This is a genomic window from Subtercola sp. Z020, assembly GCF_002931235.1.
GTDB lineage: Bacteria > Actinomycetota > Actinomycetes > Actinomycetales > Microbacteriaceae > Subtercola.
Genome location: NZ_PSTT01000127.1, coordinates 1 through 16,726, shown reverse-complemented (window position 1 = coordinate 16,726; position 16,726 = coordinate 1). Strand labels below are relative to the sequence as shown.

15 protein-coding genes are annotated in these 16,726 nt (G+C 70.3%); 7 read left to right on the top strand and 8 right to left on the bottom strand.

What is annotated here, in order from left to right; all coding sequences use genetic code 11:
* Positions 1 to 3,516: ABC transporter ATP-binding protein (locus tag C5B96_RS16285; protein ID WP_199176697.1), on the bottom strand; the 3,516-nt coding region annotated here is incomplete at its 3' end.
* A 66-nt stretch (positions 3,517 to 3,582) separates the two neighbouring features.
* Between C5B96_RS16285 and C5B96_RS16280 the strand changes: the two genes are divergently transcribed.
* Positions 3,583 to 4,545, top strand: a complete 963-nt coding sequence (locus C5B96_RS16280; RefSeq protein WP_158507223.1) for a 2-deoxy-5-keto-D-gluconate 6-phosphate aldolase domain-containing protein — start codon at positions 3,583 to 3,585, stop codon at positions 4,543 to 4,545.
* Here the strand turns inward: C5B96_RS16280 and C5B96_RS16275 are convergent.
* The gene (locus C5B96_RS16275) at positions 4,514 to 5,176 is read right to left on the bottom strand and encodes a helix-turn-helix domain-containing protein (protein ID WP_158507222.1); all 663 of its coding nucleotides are present in this window, start codon (positions 5,174 to 5,176) and stop codon (positions 4,514 to 4,516) included. The genes C5B96_RS16280 and C5B96_RS16275 overlap by 32 nt on opposite strands.
* 79 nt (positions 5,177 to 5,255) lie before the next feature.
* Between C5B96_RS16275 and C5B96_RS16270 the strand changes: the two genes are divergently transcribed.
* Both C5B96_RS16270 and C5B96_RS16265 read left to right on the top strand, forming a co-directional pair.
* Positions 5,256 to 6,638, top strand: coding sequence for an NtaA/DmoA family FMN-dependent monooxygenase (locus C5B96_RS16270; RefSeq protein ID WP_158507221.1), 1,383 nt, complete (start codon positions 5,256 to 5,258; stop codon positions 6,636 to 6,638).
* A gap of 69 nt (positions 6,639 to 6,707) precedes the next feature.
* Positions 6,708 to 8,042 carry an SGNH/GDSL hydrolase family protein gene (locus tag C5B96_RS16265; RefSeq protein ID WP_104246413.1) on the top strand — a complete coding sequence of 445 codons (1,335 nt, stop codon included), beginning with the start codon at positions 6,708 to 6,710 and terminating at the stop codon, positions 8,040 to 8,042.
* An 88-nt stretch (positions 8,043 to 8,130) separates the two neighbouring features.
* On the opposite strand, the gene C5B96_RS16260 is transcribed toward C5B96_RS16265, so the two are convergent.
* The 4 genes from C5B96_RS16260 to C5B96_RS16245 all read right to left on the bottom strand — a co-directional run bounded on the left by C5B96_RS16260 (position 8,131) and on the right by C5B96_RS16245 (position 12,056).
* The gene (locus tag C5B96_RS16260; RefSeq protein ID WP_104246412.1) at positions 8,131 to 8,592 is read right to left on the bottom strand and encodes a VanZ family protein; all 462 of its coding nucleotides are present in this window, start codon (positions 8,590 to 8,592) and stop codon (positions 8,131 to 8,133) included.
* Positions 8,593 to 8,658: 66 nt separating this feature from the next.
* The gene (locus C5B96_RS16255; RefSeq protein ID WP_104246411.1) at positions 8,659 to 9,729 is read right to left on the bottom strand and encodes a tetratricopeptide repeat protein; all 1,071 of its coding nucleotides are present in this window, start codon (positions 9,727 to 9,729) and stop codon (positions 8,659 to 8,661) included.
* A 38-nt stretch (positions 9,730 to 9,767) separates the two neighbouring features.
* The gene (locus tag C5B96_RS16250) at positions 9,768 to 11,036 is read right to left on the bottom strand and encodes a 26S protease regulatory subunit (RefSeq protein ID WP_104246410.1); all 1,269 of its coding nucleotides are present in this window, start codon (positions 11,034 to 11,036) and stop codon (positions 9,768 to 9,770) included.
* Positions 11,037 to 11,081: 45 nt separating this feature from the next.
* Positions 11,082 to 12,056 (bottom strand): Dyp-type peroxidase, encoded by a 975-nt coding sequence (locus C5B96_RS16245; RefSeq protein WP_104246409.1) that lies wholly within the window; start codon positions 12,054 to 12,056, stop codon positions 11,082 to 11,084.
* A 72-nt stretch (positions 12,057 to 12,128) separates the two neighbouring features.
* Between C5B96_RS16245 and C5B96_RS17910 the strand changes: the two genes are divergently transcribed.
* Complete coding sequence (locus C5B96_RS17910; protein WP_104246408.1) at positions 12,129 to 12,848, top strand: 4'-phosphopantetheinyl transferase superfamily protein; 720 nt, start codon at positions 12,129 to 12,131, stop codon at positions 12,846 to 12,848.
* A 22-nt stretch (positions 12,849 to 12,870) separates the two neighbouring features.
* Here C5B96_RS17910 and C5B96_RS16235 read toward each other — a convergent pair whose 3' ends face one another.
* Positions 12,871 to 13,563, bottom strand: a complete 693-nt coding sequence (locus C5B96_RS16235) for an HAD family hydrolase (RefSeq protein ID WP_104246407.1) — start codon at positions 13,561 to 13,563, stop codon at positions 12,871 to 12,873.
* Positions 13,560 to 13,823 carry a hypothetical protein gene (locus C5B96_RS16230; protein ID WP_104246406.1) on the bottom strand — a complete coding sequence of 88 codons (264 nt, stop codon included), beginning with the start codon at positions 13,821 to 13,823 and terminating at the stop codon, positions 13,560 to 13,562. Before C5B96_RS16230 ends, C5B96_RS16235 begins: the two co-directional genes overlap by 4 nt.
* A 121-nt stretch (positions 13,824 to 13,944) precedes the next feature.
* On the opposite strand from C5B96_RS16230, the gene C5B96_RS16225 reads away from it, so the two are divergent.
* From C5B96_RS16225 to budA, 3 genes are all read left to right on the top strand, one after another.
* A complete protein-coding gene (locus C5B96_RS16225) occupies positions 13,945 to 15,393 on the top strand; it encodes an NAD(P)/FAD-dependent oxidoreductase (protein WP_104246405.1) in 1,449 nt (482 codons plus the stop codon).
* Positions 15,394 to 15,458: 65 nt separating this feature from the next.
* Complete coding sequence (locus C5B96_RS16220; RefSeq protein ID WP_104246404.1) at positions 15,459 to 15,980, top strand: DUF3054 domain-containing protein; 522 nt, start codon at positions 15,459 to 15,461, stop codon at positions 15,978 to 15,980.
* Between the two features lie 8 nt (positions 15,981 to 15,988).
* The coding region (budA, locus tag C5B96_RS16215; RefSeq protein ID WP_158507220.1) for an acetolactate decarboxylase at positions 15,989 to 16,726 on the top strand (738 nt) is incomplete at its 3' end.

Here is a 16,726-nt window from a genome sequence, read left to right as displayed (position 1 = left end):
GCCGCCGGGCAGGGCCATCACGAGATCGTGCGCGCCGACGGCGCGGGCCGCGGCTTCGACACGATCATCCGGAGCCTCAGGGTCGCCGAACGCGATGTTGTCGCGCACCGTACCGGTGAAGAGGAACGCCTCCTGTGGAACATAGCCGAGCTGACGGCGGAAGGCCGTGAGGTCGAGCGAGCGCACGTCGACCCCGTCGACCAGCACGGCGCCCGCGTCGACGTCGTAGAACCGGGCGAGCAGCTTCATCACGGTCGACTTTCCTGCGCCCGTCTCGCCCACCAGCGCGATGGTCTCGTGCGGGCGGATGTCGAGGGTGATCGAGCGGAGGGCCTCCGCCGGCTTCACCAGAAGCGCATCGTCGCTGAGGGCGAGCCGGGCATCCGCCGGCCCACGACGCCGGGCGAGCGAGCGTTCGGAGGGCGGGGGAGCGACGGGGTAGGCGAAGTGCACGTCGGCGAGTGTGAGCGCCCCGGTGAGACTCTCGGGCGTGACGGCTGTGCCGGCGGGCGGCTCGGGGGTGAGTGTATCGAGCTCCATCAGCTCCGAGATGCGACCCACCGACACCCGCGTCTGCTGCCACGAGTCGAACACCTGCGAGAGCTGCTGGATCGGCGAGAAGAACATCGAGATGTAGAGGATGAACGCGATCAGGTCGCCCGAGCTCAGCTGGCCCGAGGCGATGAGGCCCGCTCCGACCCCGAGCACGATGGCATCGGCCACGCTCGACAGGAACTGCACGAACGGAAAGTACAGCGCCACCAGCCGTTGCGCGGCGACACGGGTCTCGAGGAACGACCGGCCGAGCCCGTGGAAGCGGGAGACGGTCGCGGCCTCGTGCACGAAGGCCTGCGACTCGCGAACGCCCGACAGGCTCTCCTGGAAGTCGGCGTTCACGAGGGCGATGCGGTCGCGCGCAACGTCATAGAGCGCCGACGACCGGTTGCGGAAGAGCACCGTCGCGATCGCGAGCGGCACCACGACGGCGAGCGTGCAGAGCCCGAGCTCGAGGTTGATCGCCAGCAGGGCCGCTCCCACGCCGAAGAACGTCACGATCGACACCAGCGCAGAGAGCAGGCCGTTCTGGATGAGCGACTCGAACTGGTCGACGTCGGTCGTCATGCGGGTCATCACCCGCCCCGCCATCTCGCGTTCGTAGTAGTCGAGCGACAGCCGCTGCAGCTGAGACCAGATGCGGATGCGGAGCGAGAGCATCACCCGTTGCGCGATGCGGCCGGTGACGAAGGTCGAGGCGATGCCGTCGAGCAGGTCGGCGAGGGTGACAACGAGGTAGAGACCGGATGCCGCGAGGAGCACCATCAGCGAACCCGCCTGTACGCCGTCGTCGATTCCCGTCTTGACCAGAACCGGCCCGGCGAGCCCGGCGGCCGCGTCGAGCACGACGAGCACGAGGCCGAGCAGCAGCGGGCGACGGAACTCCTTCAGCAGTCGGCCGAGGCTGAACTGCGGGTCGTGCGCCGTCTCCTTCGCCAGGTCGACGAGCGGGATGTCGCGGACCGGCGGCAGCGCAGCCACGGCGTCGAGCAGGGCGGGGTCGGCCCCGAGCAACCCGCGCGGGTGGCCGCCCCCGGGGGTGGTGGCCGGGCGGGCAGCGGCAGCGGCAGCAGCGTCGTCGCGCCTGCCCTCGACCAGCGTTCCGCGCGCGGTCAAGTCGGCGAGCACCTCGATGCGGCCGTCGGCGGCGGCCGCCTGCGTCTTCTCGTCGAGCCCGGAGAGCAGTTCGCGGTAGGTCGCACTCCGTTCGAGCAACTCGTCGTGGGTGCCCGAATCGCTGATGCGCCCGTACTCCAGCACGACGATGCGGTCGGCGAGGTGCAGGGTGGACTCGCGGTGGGCAATCAGCAGCACGGTCCGTCGGCCGAGGGCGCTCTCGAGACCGGCGTGGATCAGCTCCTCCGTCGTCGAGTCGATGGCGCTGGTGGCATCGTCGAGAATCAGGATGCGCGGGTCGTAGAGAATCGCGCGTGCCAGTGCGATGCGCTGCCGCTGGCCGCCCGAGAGGCTGAGCCCGCGTTCGCCGACCACGGTGTCGTACCCGCGGGGGAGCCGCTCGATGAAGTCGTGCGCCTGCGCGACCCGGGCCGCCTGCTCGACCTCCCGGGCGGTGGCGTCGGGCCGACCGTAGGCGATGTTGGCGCGGATCGATGAGCTGAAGAGAAAGCTCTCCTCGAACACCACCCCGACCTGGCTGCGCAGGGAGGCGAGCCGGAGCTCGCGAACGTCGACCCCGTCGACCCGCACCCGCCCGGCGGAGGGATCGTAGAACCGCGAGACCAGCGCGGCGACGGTGGACTTGCCGCTGCCGCTCGGCCCGACGATGGCGACCCGTTCGCCGGCGGCGATGTGCAGGTCGAACCCGTCGAGCACGGCCGCGCTGCCCGCGGCATCCGCTCCGGCTCCGGCGTCCGCACCGGCACCGGCATCGGCATCGGCATCGCCGTAACCGAACCGCACCGCGTCGAAGTCGATCGACCCGCCGCCCGCCGGCAGCGCGACCGCGCCCGCGGCATCCTGGATCGCGGGCTTCTGGTCGAGCAGCTGGAAGATGCGCTCGATACCCACCCGGGCCTGTTGCCCCACCGTGAGGATGCCGGCCAGCTGCCGAGCGGGTGCCATGAGCTGCGAGACGTAGGCGGAGAAAGCGAGGAACGTGCCGATCGTGAGCTGGTTGTTCAGCGCGAGCCACCCGCCGAAGGCCAGCACCGCGACCTGCCCGAGGGTCGGCACGGCTTCGAGCAGCGGCTGGTAGCGCGACTGGATGCGAACGGCGCGCATCTGCGAGCCGTAGAGCGAGGTGGAGACGCCGATCATGCGGTCGATCTCCCGCCGCTCCCGCCCGAACGCCTTCACGACACGCACGCCGGTGACGTCTTCGTCGACCATCTGCGCGACCTCGCCCTCGCGCTGCTGGGCATCCCAGGTGGCAGGGAGCAGTTTCGCCCGCATGCGGTACGAGATCAGCACGAGAATCGGCGTGACCACCAGCGCGACCAGCGCCAGGAGCGGCGACAGCACGAACATCACCACGAGCGAGAGCAGCATCAGAATGACGTTGCCGCTCATGATCGGGAGCATCATCAGCAGCCCCTGAACCAGCGTCGCGTCGGAGTTCGCCCGGGAGACGAGTTGGCCGGTCGACATGCGGTCGAGGCTCGCGAAGTCCATGGTCTGCAGGTGGTCGTGCATCCCGTTCCGCAGGTCGTTCTGTACCTCGAGCGCGACCTGGCCGCCGTGGTACCGGCGCAGGTAGGTGAAGCCGAAGGTGACGAGCGCGAGGGCGATCAGCAGAGCGAGCCAGGGCAGCAGGGGAGCGTCGGCAACGAGAATGACGTTGTCGACGATCTGGCGGGCGACCAGCGGTACGACGACCTGGCACAGGCTGCCGAGCAGGGCAGCGGCCAGCGACAGAACGAGGCTGCGCCGGTGCCGCAGCATGTAGCCCCACAGGCGGTGCACCCACCCCGGGCGGGCGGATTCGGCAGGGGGTTTCGGCACCCAGCGAGTCTACGTCGGTTGCTGCGGGGGCTTGCCGCTGGCGGTGCGATGCCTGAGGCTGGGGGAATGACCGATGCGCACACGACTCCCGGGGAAACGCCGACACAGGCAGCCGACAGGCTGCTCTTCATTCTGGCGGCCGACCACCGCGACAGTCTCGAGCGCGAGCTCTACAAGCTGACTGCGAAACCGACTCCCCAGCAGGCCGCGCGCATCGCCTCCGACAAGCTGCTCATCTACCGTGCGGTTCTGGACGCGGCCGGCGAGCTGCCCGCCGGCGTTCAGCCCGGCATTCTGATCGACGAGCAGTACGGCGCCTCGGCCGCCGAACTCGCGGCGTCGTCGGGTGGCACGGTGAACCTCTCGATGCCGCTGGAGGCGAGCGGGCATCCGTTCTTCGAGTTCGCCTACGGCGACGACTGGCAGCGGCACGGCGAATTCTTCGGCACCGACCACAGCAAGGTTCTGGTTCGCGACAACCCCGGCTTCGATCCGGCCGACAGGGAGAAGCAGGCGGAGACCCTCGCCGGGGTCTCGGCCTGGGCGGAGAGCTCCGGGCATCCGCTCATCCTGGAACTGCTCGTGCCGGCCACCGACGCCGACACCGCTGCGGTCGGCGGCGACAGTGACCGGTACGACCGCGAGTCGCGCCCCGGGCTGACGGTCGACGTGATGCACTTCCTGCAGGACCACGGGGTGAGCCCGGCGTTCTGGAAGATCGAAGGCCTTGAGACGACCGACGCTGCACAGGCTGTCGCCCGGGCCGCGGTGCGTGGCGGGCGAGCGGCGAAGTGCATCGTGTTGGGCCGGCACGCTCCGACCGACAGGCTCGATCGCTGGCTCGACACAGCGGCCCCGGTCGAGGGTTTCGTAGGGTTCGCCATCGGTCGGAGCATCTGGTGGGATGCGCTGCAGGGCCACCTCGACGGCACGCTGTCGGCGGGCGAGGCCCAGGCGCAGATTCGCGAGGCGTACCTGGGGTTCGCGAAGGACTACCTCAGGGCCGCCGGGAGGTCGGGGCAGCGGTGACCTCGGCGGCGGGCGCCGGGGCGGTCACGACCAGCAGGCGGAAGCCGCTCGACGAGGCCGCGCGCCACGCGTGCCGCGTTCCCGCTGCGAAAGTCACCGAGCTCCCCGCCGGCAGGCTCTCGACCACCGCGTCGGCGATGCTGCCTCCAGCGCGGTCTTCGAGCCCCACGTCGAGGGTGCCGGCCAGCACGTAGACGAATTCGTCGTCGTCGTGCTCGCCGAACTCGGTGAAGACCGTCTCGGCGCTGAACATCTCGATGCCGCCGATGCTGCCCGGCAGTTCGGCCAGCTGCCAGATGGAGCGATCACCGTGGTGCGGTCTCTCCCGATCGGCGGAGTAGACGAGATCGATGTGGTCGGTTGTGCTGCGACGGGGCGGGCGGTGCGCGAGCAGGTCGCCCGGCTGAACGCCGAACTCGGCGGCGACGCGGTTCATCGAGGCGATGCTGAGGCGTGCGTGCCCCCGTTCGACCAGACTGAGGAACGGCTGCGACATCCCGGTGGCGACCGCCAGCTGCACGAGCGTCTGCCCGCGTGCTCGACGGAGCGACCGGATGCGCCCACCCATGACCACTGCTTCGTCGTCGAGCGGAGCGGTCGACGGGCGCCCGTCGGAATTCGGCCTGGCCACGATGCCTCCCGGGGAGAATTCACACGATCGAAACACCAGCGTATGCCCCGCCGCAGATATTTATGTCATAAATATCTCTATGAAGCCCCTCATTCTCGGAATCTTCCAGTACATCTCGCCGAACGGCACCGTCGGGTCGGCCTGGCAGCACCCCGACGACACGTCTGCCGACTTTCTCAGCATCGACCACTGGACAGAGTTGGCCCAGAAGTTCGATGCTGCCGGGCTCGACTTTCTCTTCCTCGCCGACAGCTACGGCTTCCCGGCGCTCGACGGGGAGCTTCTCGACGCCGCTGTGCGCGAGGGCCGCGGCGTCCCGCAGGGCGACCCGATGCCGATCGTGACAGCGATGGCAGCGGTGACCGACAAGCTCGGCTTCATTCTGACCACCTCCACGACGGTGGAACAGCCGGCGGCGAACGCCCGGCGCTTCGCGACGCTCGACCACTTCACGAAGGGCCGGATCGGCTGGAACATCGTCACGGGGTCGTCGGGCGCCACTGCCGCGGCTCTGATGGGCAGAGACCTGATCTCCCACGACACGCGCTATGACATGGCCGATGACTACGTCGACGTCTGCCTGAAGCTCTGGGAGGGAAGCTGGGCCGACGATGCCCTCCGCCTGGACAAGGAGAACGGGGTGTACGCAGACCCTGCGGGCGTTCGCATGATCCACCATGAGGGGCCCTACTTCCGGGCCCACGGCATCCTGAACCTGCCGCCCTCCCCGCAGCGCACGCCGTTGCTCGTGCAGGCCGGTGCCTCGGGCCGTGGCCGCGAGTTCGCCGGCCGGAATGCCGAGGCCGTCTTCGTGGCGGGCGGTGTACCGTCGGTGGTCGCGGCGAATGTGGCGGGGGTGCGGGCGAGCGCCGTTGCCGCCGGTCGCGCGGCCGACTCGGTGAAACTGCTGGTGGGGGCCCTGTTCATCACGGCACCGACGCACGACGAAGCGGTGGCCAAGCACACGGAGATGCTCGCGATGTCGACTCCCGAGGGTGCAGCGGCGATCTACGCGGGAAACACCGGTATCGACCTGCTCGCGCTCGACCCCGACAAACCGCTCGCTCAGACCAGCACCGAGATGGGGCAGAGCAACGTCGAACGCTACCTGGCGAAAGACGGCACCCCGGCCCCTCTGGTGCGCGACATCCTCGAGAACTTCCGAACGACGGGCATCAACGGCAGCGTCTTCGTCGGCACACCGGAGGAGGTCGTCGACCAGGTCGAGGAGTTCGTGCGGGCGACCGATGTCGACGGCTTTCTCATCCAGCCGCACCTGACCCCGGGCACCTACGACGATCTCATCGAGCTCGTTCTGCCCGTGCTGAAGAGCAGGGGCCTCATGACCGCCGAGCGCCACGGGTCGACCCTGCGCGAGCAGCTCTTCGGTGAGGGTGCGGCGCGACTGCCCGCATCGCACCGCGGGCAGGCCTTCTCGGCCGCCGCGACACCGGTGGTCTAGATGGGCCGGTCTGCGCGGCGTCGAAGCGGTTCGCTGCTATGGTTTCGGCATCGTCACCGAAGGGGAACAATGCGGTCAGCAGTATCAGGTCGAACACGCCCGCGACACAGAACGATCGGGCTGGTCGCCCTCGCCGGCACGGTGCTGCTGCCGGCCGTGGTACTGGCGGGAGGCTCGGCCGCGTCGGCGGCGCCAGCTTCGTCGGCTGCGTCGCCGGTCGTCCGCGCCGACGCCTCTCTGCCCCCGGCGAGCGGCCTCCAGTACGTCGCCATCGGCGACTCGTACTCGTCGGGCCTCGGCCTGGCCGATGTGAACCCGGCTGTGCCCAGTGACTGCGGGCAGTCGCTCACCAACTTCCCGCACCGCATCGCAGTGCAACTCGGTCTCGACCTCACTGATGTGACATGCAGCGGTGCGCAGGCCGAGAACCTCACCACGGTGCCGCAGCCGGTGAACGGCACGACCGTTCCGCCGCAGGTGGATGCGCTCAGCGCCTCGACAGACGTCGTCACGATCACGGTCGGCGGCAACGGCCTCAAGTTCACCACCGTCGCCTCAGCGTGTGCGGCGGCCTCCCCGGTCGGGCCGCTCATCGCACCCGGTCTCGGCGCCCTCACCAGCTGCCAGCAGATCCCCGACATCGCTGCGCTGCCGTCGCGCATCCCGCTTCTCGGCCAGACCATCGCGGCGACCTATGCGGCCGTTCGCGCCGCCGCCCCGAATGCCACCGTCTTCGTTCTGGGCTACCCGAGCATCGCGCCGAAGGCCGACCAGGTGCCGGCGGGCTCGACCTGCTTCTCGCCGGTGACCACGCCGGGCGGCTTTCCGTTCACCGACGTCGACACCCCGTTCCTGCACTCGATCGAGGTCGCCCTCGACGACACCGTGCAGCAGCAGGCCGCCGCAGCGGGTTTCACGTACGTTCCGACCTTCGCTGAGTCAGACGGCCACAGCGCCTGCGTGGCTGCGGCGCCCACGGGCTCGTTCGTGAACGGCGTCTACGTCGACTTCTCGGTGCCGACGGCCCCGGTCGTCGAAGAGAAGTCGCTGCACCCGAACGAGGCCGGTGTCGCCTTCATGGCCGGCCTCGGCGCGACGGCGATCCAGGCCTCGCTGCCGGTCACGGTTCCGCCGCCCGCCACCGCGCCGCCGACGCCCGCGCCCACAGCGGTGCCCGATCCCGTTCCCTCGCCGGTTCCCACCTCGGCCGCCCCCACCCCGGGGCCGACGGTCGTGGCACCGGTCGCCACGTCGACCTCCGGTGCGTCGGGCGGGCTCGCAGCGACGGGCACTTCCGGCGTGTTCGTGGGGGCCGCCGCCGCCTTCGCGCTTCTCGCGGTGGTCGTGGGCGCAGCGGTGCTCGCCGTCGACACGCGCCGTCGCCTGCGCCTCGGCCGCGAGTAGCCGGCGGTCGGTCGCCTGGCTGGCTGGCGGTCGGTCGCCCAGGCGGCGGTCGGTCGCCTAGCCGGCCGGCGGGCCCGCGGTCGCGGGCTCAGCCGGTGACGGCGCGGGCGCGGCTTCGTGCCTCGGCACGGCGGATGCGGCGGGCCTTGCCCGCCGTCAGCACCAGCGCGAGAAGAACCCCGAGCGTGGCACCCGTCGTGTTCGACACCACGTCTCGCACATCGCTGACCCGGCCCGGCAGCGCCAGCTGGGCCACTTCGATGCCCACTGTCATCAGAAACCCGAGGATGATCGCCAGCCACCACTGCCGCCGCCCGAGCAGCAGCAGGAGAAAGACGCCGATCGGCAGGAACATCGCCACGTTCGCCGCGAACTCCACCCGGTCGTACGTGATCCAGTCGGTGGAGGCGTGCCGCCCGAACACCCGAAGTGCCCGGTAGAGCAGCCCCTCGGCCCGGTCGTCGAGCGGCTGCGGACCGAGTGTGATCCACGCCACGAGACCGAGATAGGCCAGGGTCAGGGCAGTGAGCACGGGGTGGCGGCGGAACATCCCCCCACTCTGGCGCACGAGTGTGGGTGAACGGTGGATGCCGGCTGTGAGCCGGTCACCGAGCGGTCAATGCACCCGCGCTGCTGCCCGACGCCTCCGAACGATCACCACGATCGACCCGGCCACGAGAAAGCCGCCGGCGAGGAGGTAGAGCAGCTGCGCGTACCGAACCGAGGTGAAGACCGCGCCCACCATGAGCGCGTAGTCGGCCACCAGCATCCCCGCCCACACCACCAGCAGTCCGTCGATGCGCGGGATGCTGCGGATGAACCGTGCGAACCGCCGACCGGCCGCCCTGCGCAGCCGCACGAGGTACACCACGACGAAGACCCCGGCGGTGAGCGCCGTCGCCGCGAGGAAGTCCTGCCAGACCATGCCGTAGACGGGGGAGTCGCTCGGCTGCGTCGCACCGCTGAAGGTCACGGTGACGATCGCGAACGCGATCCACAGGATGAAGTGGATGCGCCGGAGCGCCACGGCGGCCACGGCCCTGAGGTTGCGGAGCGCCACCTCAGAGCCCGGATCTGTGCTCAGAATGTCGATGAAACCCGCCGCCGCACTGCCCGCACGGCCCTGGCGCAGCATGACCAGCGAGAGGTTGTTGCGGGCGGCCGGATGATCGGGCTGCAGTTTCAGCGCCGACCGGAACGCCGCCTCGGCCACCGGCCAGTTCTGCTGGGCCAGCGCGACGTTGCCCACGGTCAGGTGGGCATCCGGCTCCTCGGGCGCCAGCCTCACCGCTTCGCGGGCGGCCTCTTCGGCCTGGCGGGTGATGCGTTTCGCCGCGATGTCGACCTGGGCGACCTGGGCGTGCGTCACCCAGAGCTGCGGCGCGATCGACTGGGCGGTCTGGGCAGCGGCCCGGGCTTCGACGGTGTTGCCGAGCTTCGAGTAGGCCAGGGCGGTCAGTCGCCACGCCCACTCGTTGTCGGGGGACTGGATGAGCGCCTGCTGAGCGGTCTGCAGGGCGGCGGCGTGCTGGCCCGCGACGAGATGGGCCTGGCTGGCGAGGCAGAGCCCGCGTTCGTCGTCGGGGTTCGACGCCAGGTGCGGCGCGAGCGCCCGGAGCGCGTCGGCCGGCTTGCCGAGCGAGAGATACGTGCGCGCGTGCACCAGGGCGGAGTCGTCGTCGCTCATCGGCGCTGCCTCACGAGTTCTGCCTCACAGGTTCTGCCTCACAGCCGCTTGGCCTTCTTCAGGTAGGCCTTCAGTTCGGTGTAGGTTCCGTCGTCGTCGCCGAACAGCACCACATTGCGGGCGCTCTCAAGCCAGCTCGACGTCGACGGGTTGACCTCGCCGAGCGCGTCGGTCACGTCGGTCATCGAGATGAGGCGCAGCATGCCCGTCGTCGCGCTGTCGATCAGCGCGCGCTCGGCAGCGACCTCGCAGACGTAGGCGATGTCGGCGCCCGACAGGCCGGCCGAAGCGCGGGCCAGGGCCTTCAGCTCGATGCCCTCGACCGGCCGGTGCTGCAGGTGGTAGCGGAAGATCGACTCGCGCGCCTCCTCGTCGGGCGGCAGCACGAGCACGGTGCGGTCGAAGCGCCCGGGCCGGCGCAGGGCGGGGTCCACATCCCAGGGCTGGTTGGTCGCGGCGAGCACGAAGACGCCCTCGTTCTGGTCGGCGACGCCGTCGAGCTCGGTCAGCAGTTGATTCACGGTGCCGCGGAGCGCGCTGTTGCGGGTCTGGCTGCGGCGCTGGCCGAGAGCGTCGATCTCGTCGAAGAAGATCACGCAGGGCGCTTCGCGGCGCGCCAGCTCGAAGGCCTCGTGCACGTTCTGCTCGCTGTTGCCGAGCATGGGGTCGAGGATGTCGGCGAGCCCCACATTCAGGAACCGCGCGCCCAGCTCGCCGGCGATGGCCCGCGCGATGAACGTCTTGCCGCAGCCGGGCGGGCCGTACATGAGCAGCCCACCCTTCAGGCTCTTGGAGTAGAGCTTTCGGAGTTCGGGGTTCTGCAGAGGGGCGAGGAATGCGGCGTTCAGCCGATTCTTCACGGCGGTCATGCCGCCGACGTCAGCGAGGGTGATGACCGAGCGCTCGATGTCGAAGCCCGAACCGGGAGCGACGCTCGGGGTGGAGTCGACGAACATGGGTTGGGCGAGCTCGTGCACGTCGTTCTCGGCGGCGTTCCAGTCGAACTCGGGTGGCGTCTCCGGTGCGGCTCCGGATGCCGCGGCGGCGGCTTCGGCGCGCGGGGCGGCGGCGTCGCTCAGCGGGGCGTCGGGCGCCACCGAACCGGAGAGGGCGTCGCTCATGAGCTGCCGGGCATCCGGATCAGCCGGAGACTGCTGCAGCACACCCGCCGCCAACGAGACGGCTTCGGCCGCGGAACCGGGCGTACCCGCCCTCAGCAGCTGCTGGCCGAGCAGCACGCGCAGGTGGATGTCGCCGGGAGAAGAGGCCACGGCCCGGCGCAGCGAGCTGATCAGTGGCTCTTCCATGCTCGCGATCTTAGACCGGCCACCCTGATGACCAGCTAGATGTTCTCAGCCGGCCAGCGACTCGAGAACGTCGTTGGAGGGTACGAAGAAGGTGGTGCCCGTGACGGCCTTCGAGAAGTCGAGAATGCGGTCGTACTCGCCGACGGGGCTGCCGATGAACATGCGGCGCAGCATGTGGTCGATGACCCAGAGGTCGCGCGAGTAGCCGATGAAGAAGGTGCCGAACTCCTTCTGGCCGGGGCGGCCGAAGGGCATGTTGTCGCGGAGGATGTCGTGTTCGACGCCGTTCTCGTCGACGATCGTGTTGAGCCCCTTGTGCGAGAGGCGCTCGCCGTCGTCGAGCTCGACGTTGTCGGCCTTCGTGCGGCCGATGATCGCCTCCTGCTGTTCGGTGCTCAGCGAACCCCACGCCGTGAGGTCGTGCAGGTACTTCTGTACGACCACGTAACTGCCGCCGGCGAAGTCGGGGTCTTCGTCGCCGATCAGGGCCGCCTCGGCCATCGACTGCCCGGTCGGGTTCTCTGTGCCGTCGACGAAGCCGAGCAGGTCGCGGGAGTCGAAGTAGCGGAAACCCTGCGTCTCGTCGACCACGGTCACCGAGTCGCCGAGCTTCGCCAGGATGAGCCGCTCCAGTTCGAAGCACTGGTCGGGGCGCTCGGCGCGGATATGGAAGAGCAGGTCGCCCGGTGTGGAGACGGCGGTGTGGCCGCCCGCCCCGGGAATGGCGTGGAAGGTGTCGAGCTGGCTGGGGCGCTTCGCCTGGCCGAGCCGGTTCCAGAAGTCGGAGCCGATGCCGACGTTGCAGCTGAGATGCCCGTTCAGGTCGCGGAAGCCGACGGCCCGCACGAGGCCGCCGATGTCGCTGATGACATCGCGCACGGTCGCGACGGTCGCCGCGTCCCGGGCGCTGTCGGCAGCACCGGTGTTCACCGTCACCACGAGAAAGACGGCGGCGGTGGAGAGCGGCGCGTTGACGCTCTGCGGTTCGATCGGGGTGCGTGCCCAAGTCCGGTCATCCATGATGCCTCAGGCTAGTGCCCACCCCCGACCGCGCATACTGCCCGCTGTAGCAACGTGTGGCACGCTGGTGCGATGCAGGATGCCGCGGTCGACGTCTCGGTGTACCTCCTGGCTGACGTGCCGACTGCTCCATCGCTCGCGGTGCTGACACCGGGGGAGCTCCGCCGCGCCGAGGCGCTCTCGACCGAAGACAATCGCCTCGGATTCCGTGCAGCGCACACCCTCCTGCGGCTGGCGGTGGCCGACCGCGTCGGGGTTCCGCCGACGCAGCTCACCATCGACTTCGCGTGTGCGCGCTGCAGCGAACAGCACGGTCCGCCGCGCATCCTCGCCGGGCCGGGGGCGGGGATGGGCCTCTCGCTCACCCGCTCGAGTGGACTCATCGCGGTGGCCCTGCTGGCCCCCGAGGCAGCCGGCCGCGAGGTGCGCGTCGGCATCGACATCGACCGTGTCGACGCGGTCGGGTTCGGGGGCTTCGACGAGGTGGCGCTGAGCCCCGCCGAGAGCGCTGCGCTCGCTCCCGGCGACCTGCCGGCGCGGGCGACGCTCTGGGCGCGCAAGGAGGCGGTGGCGAAGGCGCTCGGCTCCGGCCTCCGCCGCGACCCGCGGCAGATCGAGGTGCTCTCAGCCGACGGGTGCGGCCGGGGCGAGGCCGTCGTCGGTGGGAGGAGGGTCGCCTGGTGCGACGTTCCCCTCGGCCGCGCCGGCTTCGCTGCGGCCGCGGCGGTCTGCGGCAGCGCAGCCGGCACGGGCATCCGCGTCACCCTCAGCGACGCCGCCACGCTCTTCTGACGGGTCGGCGGGAGGACGCGGGTCAGGCGAAGAGGCTCGCCACCGGGCTGTCGTCGAGGTCGGCGAGAAGGGCCGCCACGTCGTCGTAGACCGCGACCGCGCCGGCCTCGCGCAACTCGAGCGCCCCGATGCCCCCGCTCAGCACACCGATACAGCGCACGCCGGCGCGTGACGCGGCCTGGATGTCCCACACCGTGTCGCCCACCATGATCGCGTGCGAGGCGTCGATGCCGCCCTTCGACAGGGCCACCTTCACCACGTCGGGCTCGGGTTTGGCCGTCTCCACGTCTTCCGACGACGTGACGGCATAGAGCGAATCCTCGGCGTCGAGGGCGTCACGGAGCTTCTCGAGTTCGTCGGCGGGCGCCGATGTCGCCAGAACGACCCGCACCCCCCGCTCGGCGCAGGCGGCGAGCAGGTCGCGAGCCCCGGCGAACGGACGCAACTCGCCCGAGAGCTCCTCGTAGCGCGCGCTGTGCGCATCCGAAGCCCGCTCGCCGAGCTCATCGGCATCGTCGCCGAGCAGTCGCTCTTTGAGCTTCGACGAGTCCATGCCGATCGCGGCATGTATGCGCCAGTCGTCCACCCGGTGGCCCACATCATTGAGGGCCATGCTCCAGGCGAACACGTGCAGGTAGTTCGAGTCGACGAGCGTTCCGTCGATGTCGAACAGGATGGCCGTCGGCTCACCGGAGCGAGCCGGCGCCTCGCTCACAGCAGTCTGCTGACGGTGACGGGGGTGACGGCGGACGAGAAGCACTCGACGGCGTGCTCGAGGTCGGTGAAGTACAGCAACTGGCGGGGCGAGGAGAGCTTCATCACTTCGTAGAAGTCCCCGGTCTTCTCGACATAGCCGAGAACGGATTCAGCGTTCGTGTCCGGAACGCGGCGATCGCAGATGCGCCATTCGTGGTCGGAGAGGATCGAGATTCGAATGTCTGCGGCGAGTGGCGGTGCACTGGTGATCAGAGTCACATCAACCTCCTTCGGTGGGTGCTTGACCTTATGCAAGCAGTGGCCTCCACCCTCCAACAAGGGATTGACACCCGGCTGTGAATGAGCATCGAGAAGGGGAAGACCGCGTCATACTGGGGATGTGGACACCGTTGATGCGATCGTCGTCGGCTCCGGCCCGAATGGGCTCGCGGCCGCCGTCACCCTGGCCCGCGCCGGGCTGAGCGTTCGCGTCTACGAGCGGGAGAGCACCATCGGTGGGGGAGCGCGAACGGCCGAACTGACGCTGCCCGGCTTTCGGCACGACATATGCTCCGCCGTGCATCCGATGGCCCTCGCTTCGGAGTTCTTCCGCCGCTTCGATCTCGTTTCGCGCATACAGCTGCGCCAGCCCGAGGTCGCGTACGGGCATCCTCTCGACGACGGCAGGGCCGGCATCGCCTACCCCAGCCTCGACGAGACGGCGCGTGGCCTCGGCATCGACGGCCCCGCCTGGCACCGGATGCTGCAGCCGCTCGTCTCGGAATGGCGGGGCCTCACCTCCTACACGGGCGGCTCCCTGCTGCGGGTTCCGCAGAACCCCGGGGTGCTGGCCGCGTTCGCCCTGAGGGTGCTCGAGCAGGGCAGCCCGCTGTGGGGCCTGCGCTTCGAGAGCGAGGTCGCACCCGCGATGATGAGCGGCGTCTCCGCGCACTCGATCCTGCCCCTGCCCGGGCTCGCCCCGGCGGCCGCAGGGCTCATCCTCGCCACCCTCGCCCACGGTGTCGGCTGGCCGATCCCGGTCGGCGGCAGCCAGGCGATCGTCGACGCGCTGGTGAACGACCTGCGCGCCCACGGCGGCGAGGTCGTGACCTCGACAGAGGTGACCAGCCTCGACGAGCTGCCGCCGCACCGTGCCGTGCTGTTCGACACGTCGCCGAAGGCGCTGCTGCGCATCGCCGGCGACCGCGTGCCCGCCCGCTACGGCCGCGCCCTCTCCCGCTTCCGCTACGGCAACGCCGTCGCCAAGCTCGACCTCGCGCTGAACGCCCCCGTGCCGTGGGCGAACGCCGAACTGCGAAAGGCCGGAACCGTGCACGTCGGCGGCTCGCACGCCCAGATCGCGCGCGCAGAGGCCACGGTCGCCGCCGGGAAGCACGCGACGAAGCCGTACGTGCTGGTCTCGCAGCCGGGCGTCGTCGACGACTCCCGCGCACCGGAGGGGTCACAGGTGCTGTGGGCCTACACACACGTGCCGCGCGGCTCAGACGTCGACCAGACCGAGAACATCATCGCGCAGATCGAGCGGTTCGCCCCGGGCTTTCGCGACACGATCATCACGCACGCCGGGCGCACCGCCGTCGCCGAAGAGCAGCTGAACCCGAACTACGTCGGCGGAGACATCTCGTCGGGGGCCGCGACGATCGGCCAGCTCATCCGGCGACCGACGCTGTCGCTCCACCCGTGGCAGACGCCGATGCCGGGCGTCTACCTCTGCTCCCAGTCGACGCCGCCGGGGCCCGGGGTCAACGGCTCGGCCGGCTGGCACGCGGCCCGCCGGGCGCTCGCCGTCACGTTCGGCATGCGGCGGGCGCCGTACCTCGGGCTGTAGCGGGTGGGTCGTCTGCGACCGGCTCCGGATGCCCGGGGCTCCGCGGTTCTTCGTAGACTGAGGTCATGACCCAGAACGCTCCGCCCGCACGGGTGCGTCAGCCCGCTTCGCCGCGCCGTGTCGTCGTCGCGGCCGTGCTCGACCTCGTCTTCGTGCTGCTGTTCGTGCTGATCGGGCGCGGCAACCACGGCGAGGGTTTCAGCCTCACCGGCACGCTCGAGACCTGGTGGCCGTTCCTCATCGGGCTCGCCGTGGGCTGGCTCGCGACCCGCGCGTGGCGCTACCCGTTGGCGCTGGTGCTGCCGGGCATTCCCGTCTGGCTGTTCACCGTCGCCGTCGGCATGCTCTTCCGGGTGCTGAGCGGCCAGGGCGTTGCGGTGAGCTTCGTGATCGTGGCGATCATCGTGCTCGGGGTGTTCCTGCTCGGCTGGCGTGCGGTCGCGGGTGTCGTGGTGCGGCGCCGGGAGCGCTCGGGCGGCGGCCGCGGGGGCGCGGGAGGCCGCGGCGGTGCGGCCGGCGGCTCGGCGAAGGGGTGGGATCCGGCATCCGGAGCCGGCCCGCACGGAGCGCCGACGGTGCGCCACTGATGGCGTCGATGCCGTCGACCCCCGCCGTGGCGCAGCCGCTCATCCACCAGTTCTCGGTGGTGAACGCCCTGATGGCCGGGCTGTTCGACGGCTCGTTCCCCGCGCGGGATGTGCTTGCCGCCGGTGACTTCGGGCTCGGCTGCGGGAACGCGCTGAACGGTGAGCTCGTGGTCGTCGACGGGCAGATCTTCCGCTGCACAGACGATGGGGCGGTGACACCCGGCGACCCCGACGAGCTGCTGCCCTTCGCCGAGGTGGTCGCCTTCGAGCCCACCCTCAGCCACGAGCTGGCCGGTGCTGTCGATCGCGCGGGGCTGGAGGAGCTCCTTCTGCAGCTCGTCGGCACCCCGAACCAGTTCTTCGCGATCAGGGTCGACGGCGGCTTCGAAGACATGCTGGTGCGCGAGCCCGTCCGGCAGCATCATCCGTACCGCCGACTCGCCGAGGTGATGACCGGCCAGCGCGAGATGACGCTGCCGACCACCACCGGTTCGCTCGTCGGGTTCTGGGCGCCGCCGTTCTTCCAGGGCGTGAGCGTCGCGGGGTTGCACCTGCACTACCTCAACGCGGCGCGCAGCCACGGCGGCCACACGCTGAATTACACCGTCACCGGCGGAACGCTGCGCCTGCAGCCGCTGGCGGGCATCACGGTGCGGCTGCCGCAGACGCCGGCCTACGCCGCCGCCGACCTCGCCGCGCTCGACCCCGCCGACATCCGCCGCGTCGAATCCGCCCCCGCCTCCGCC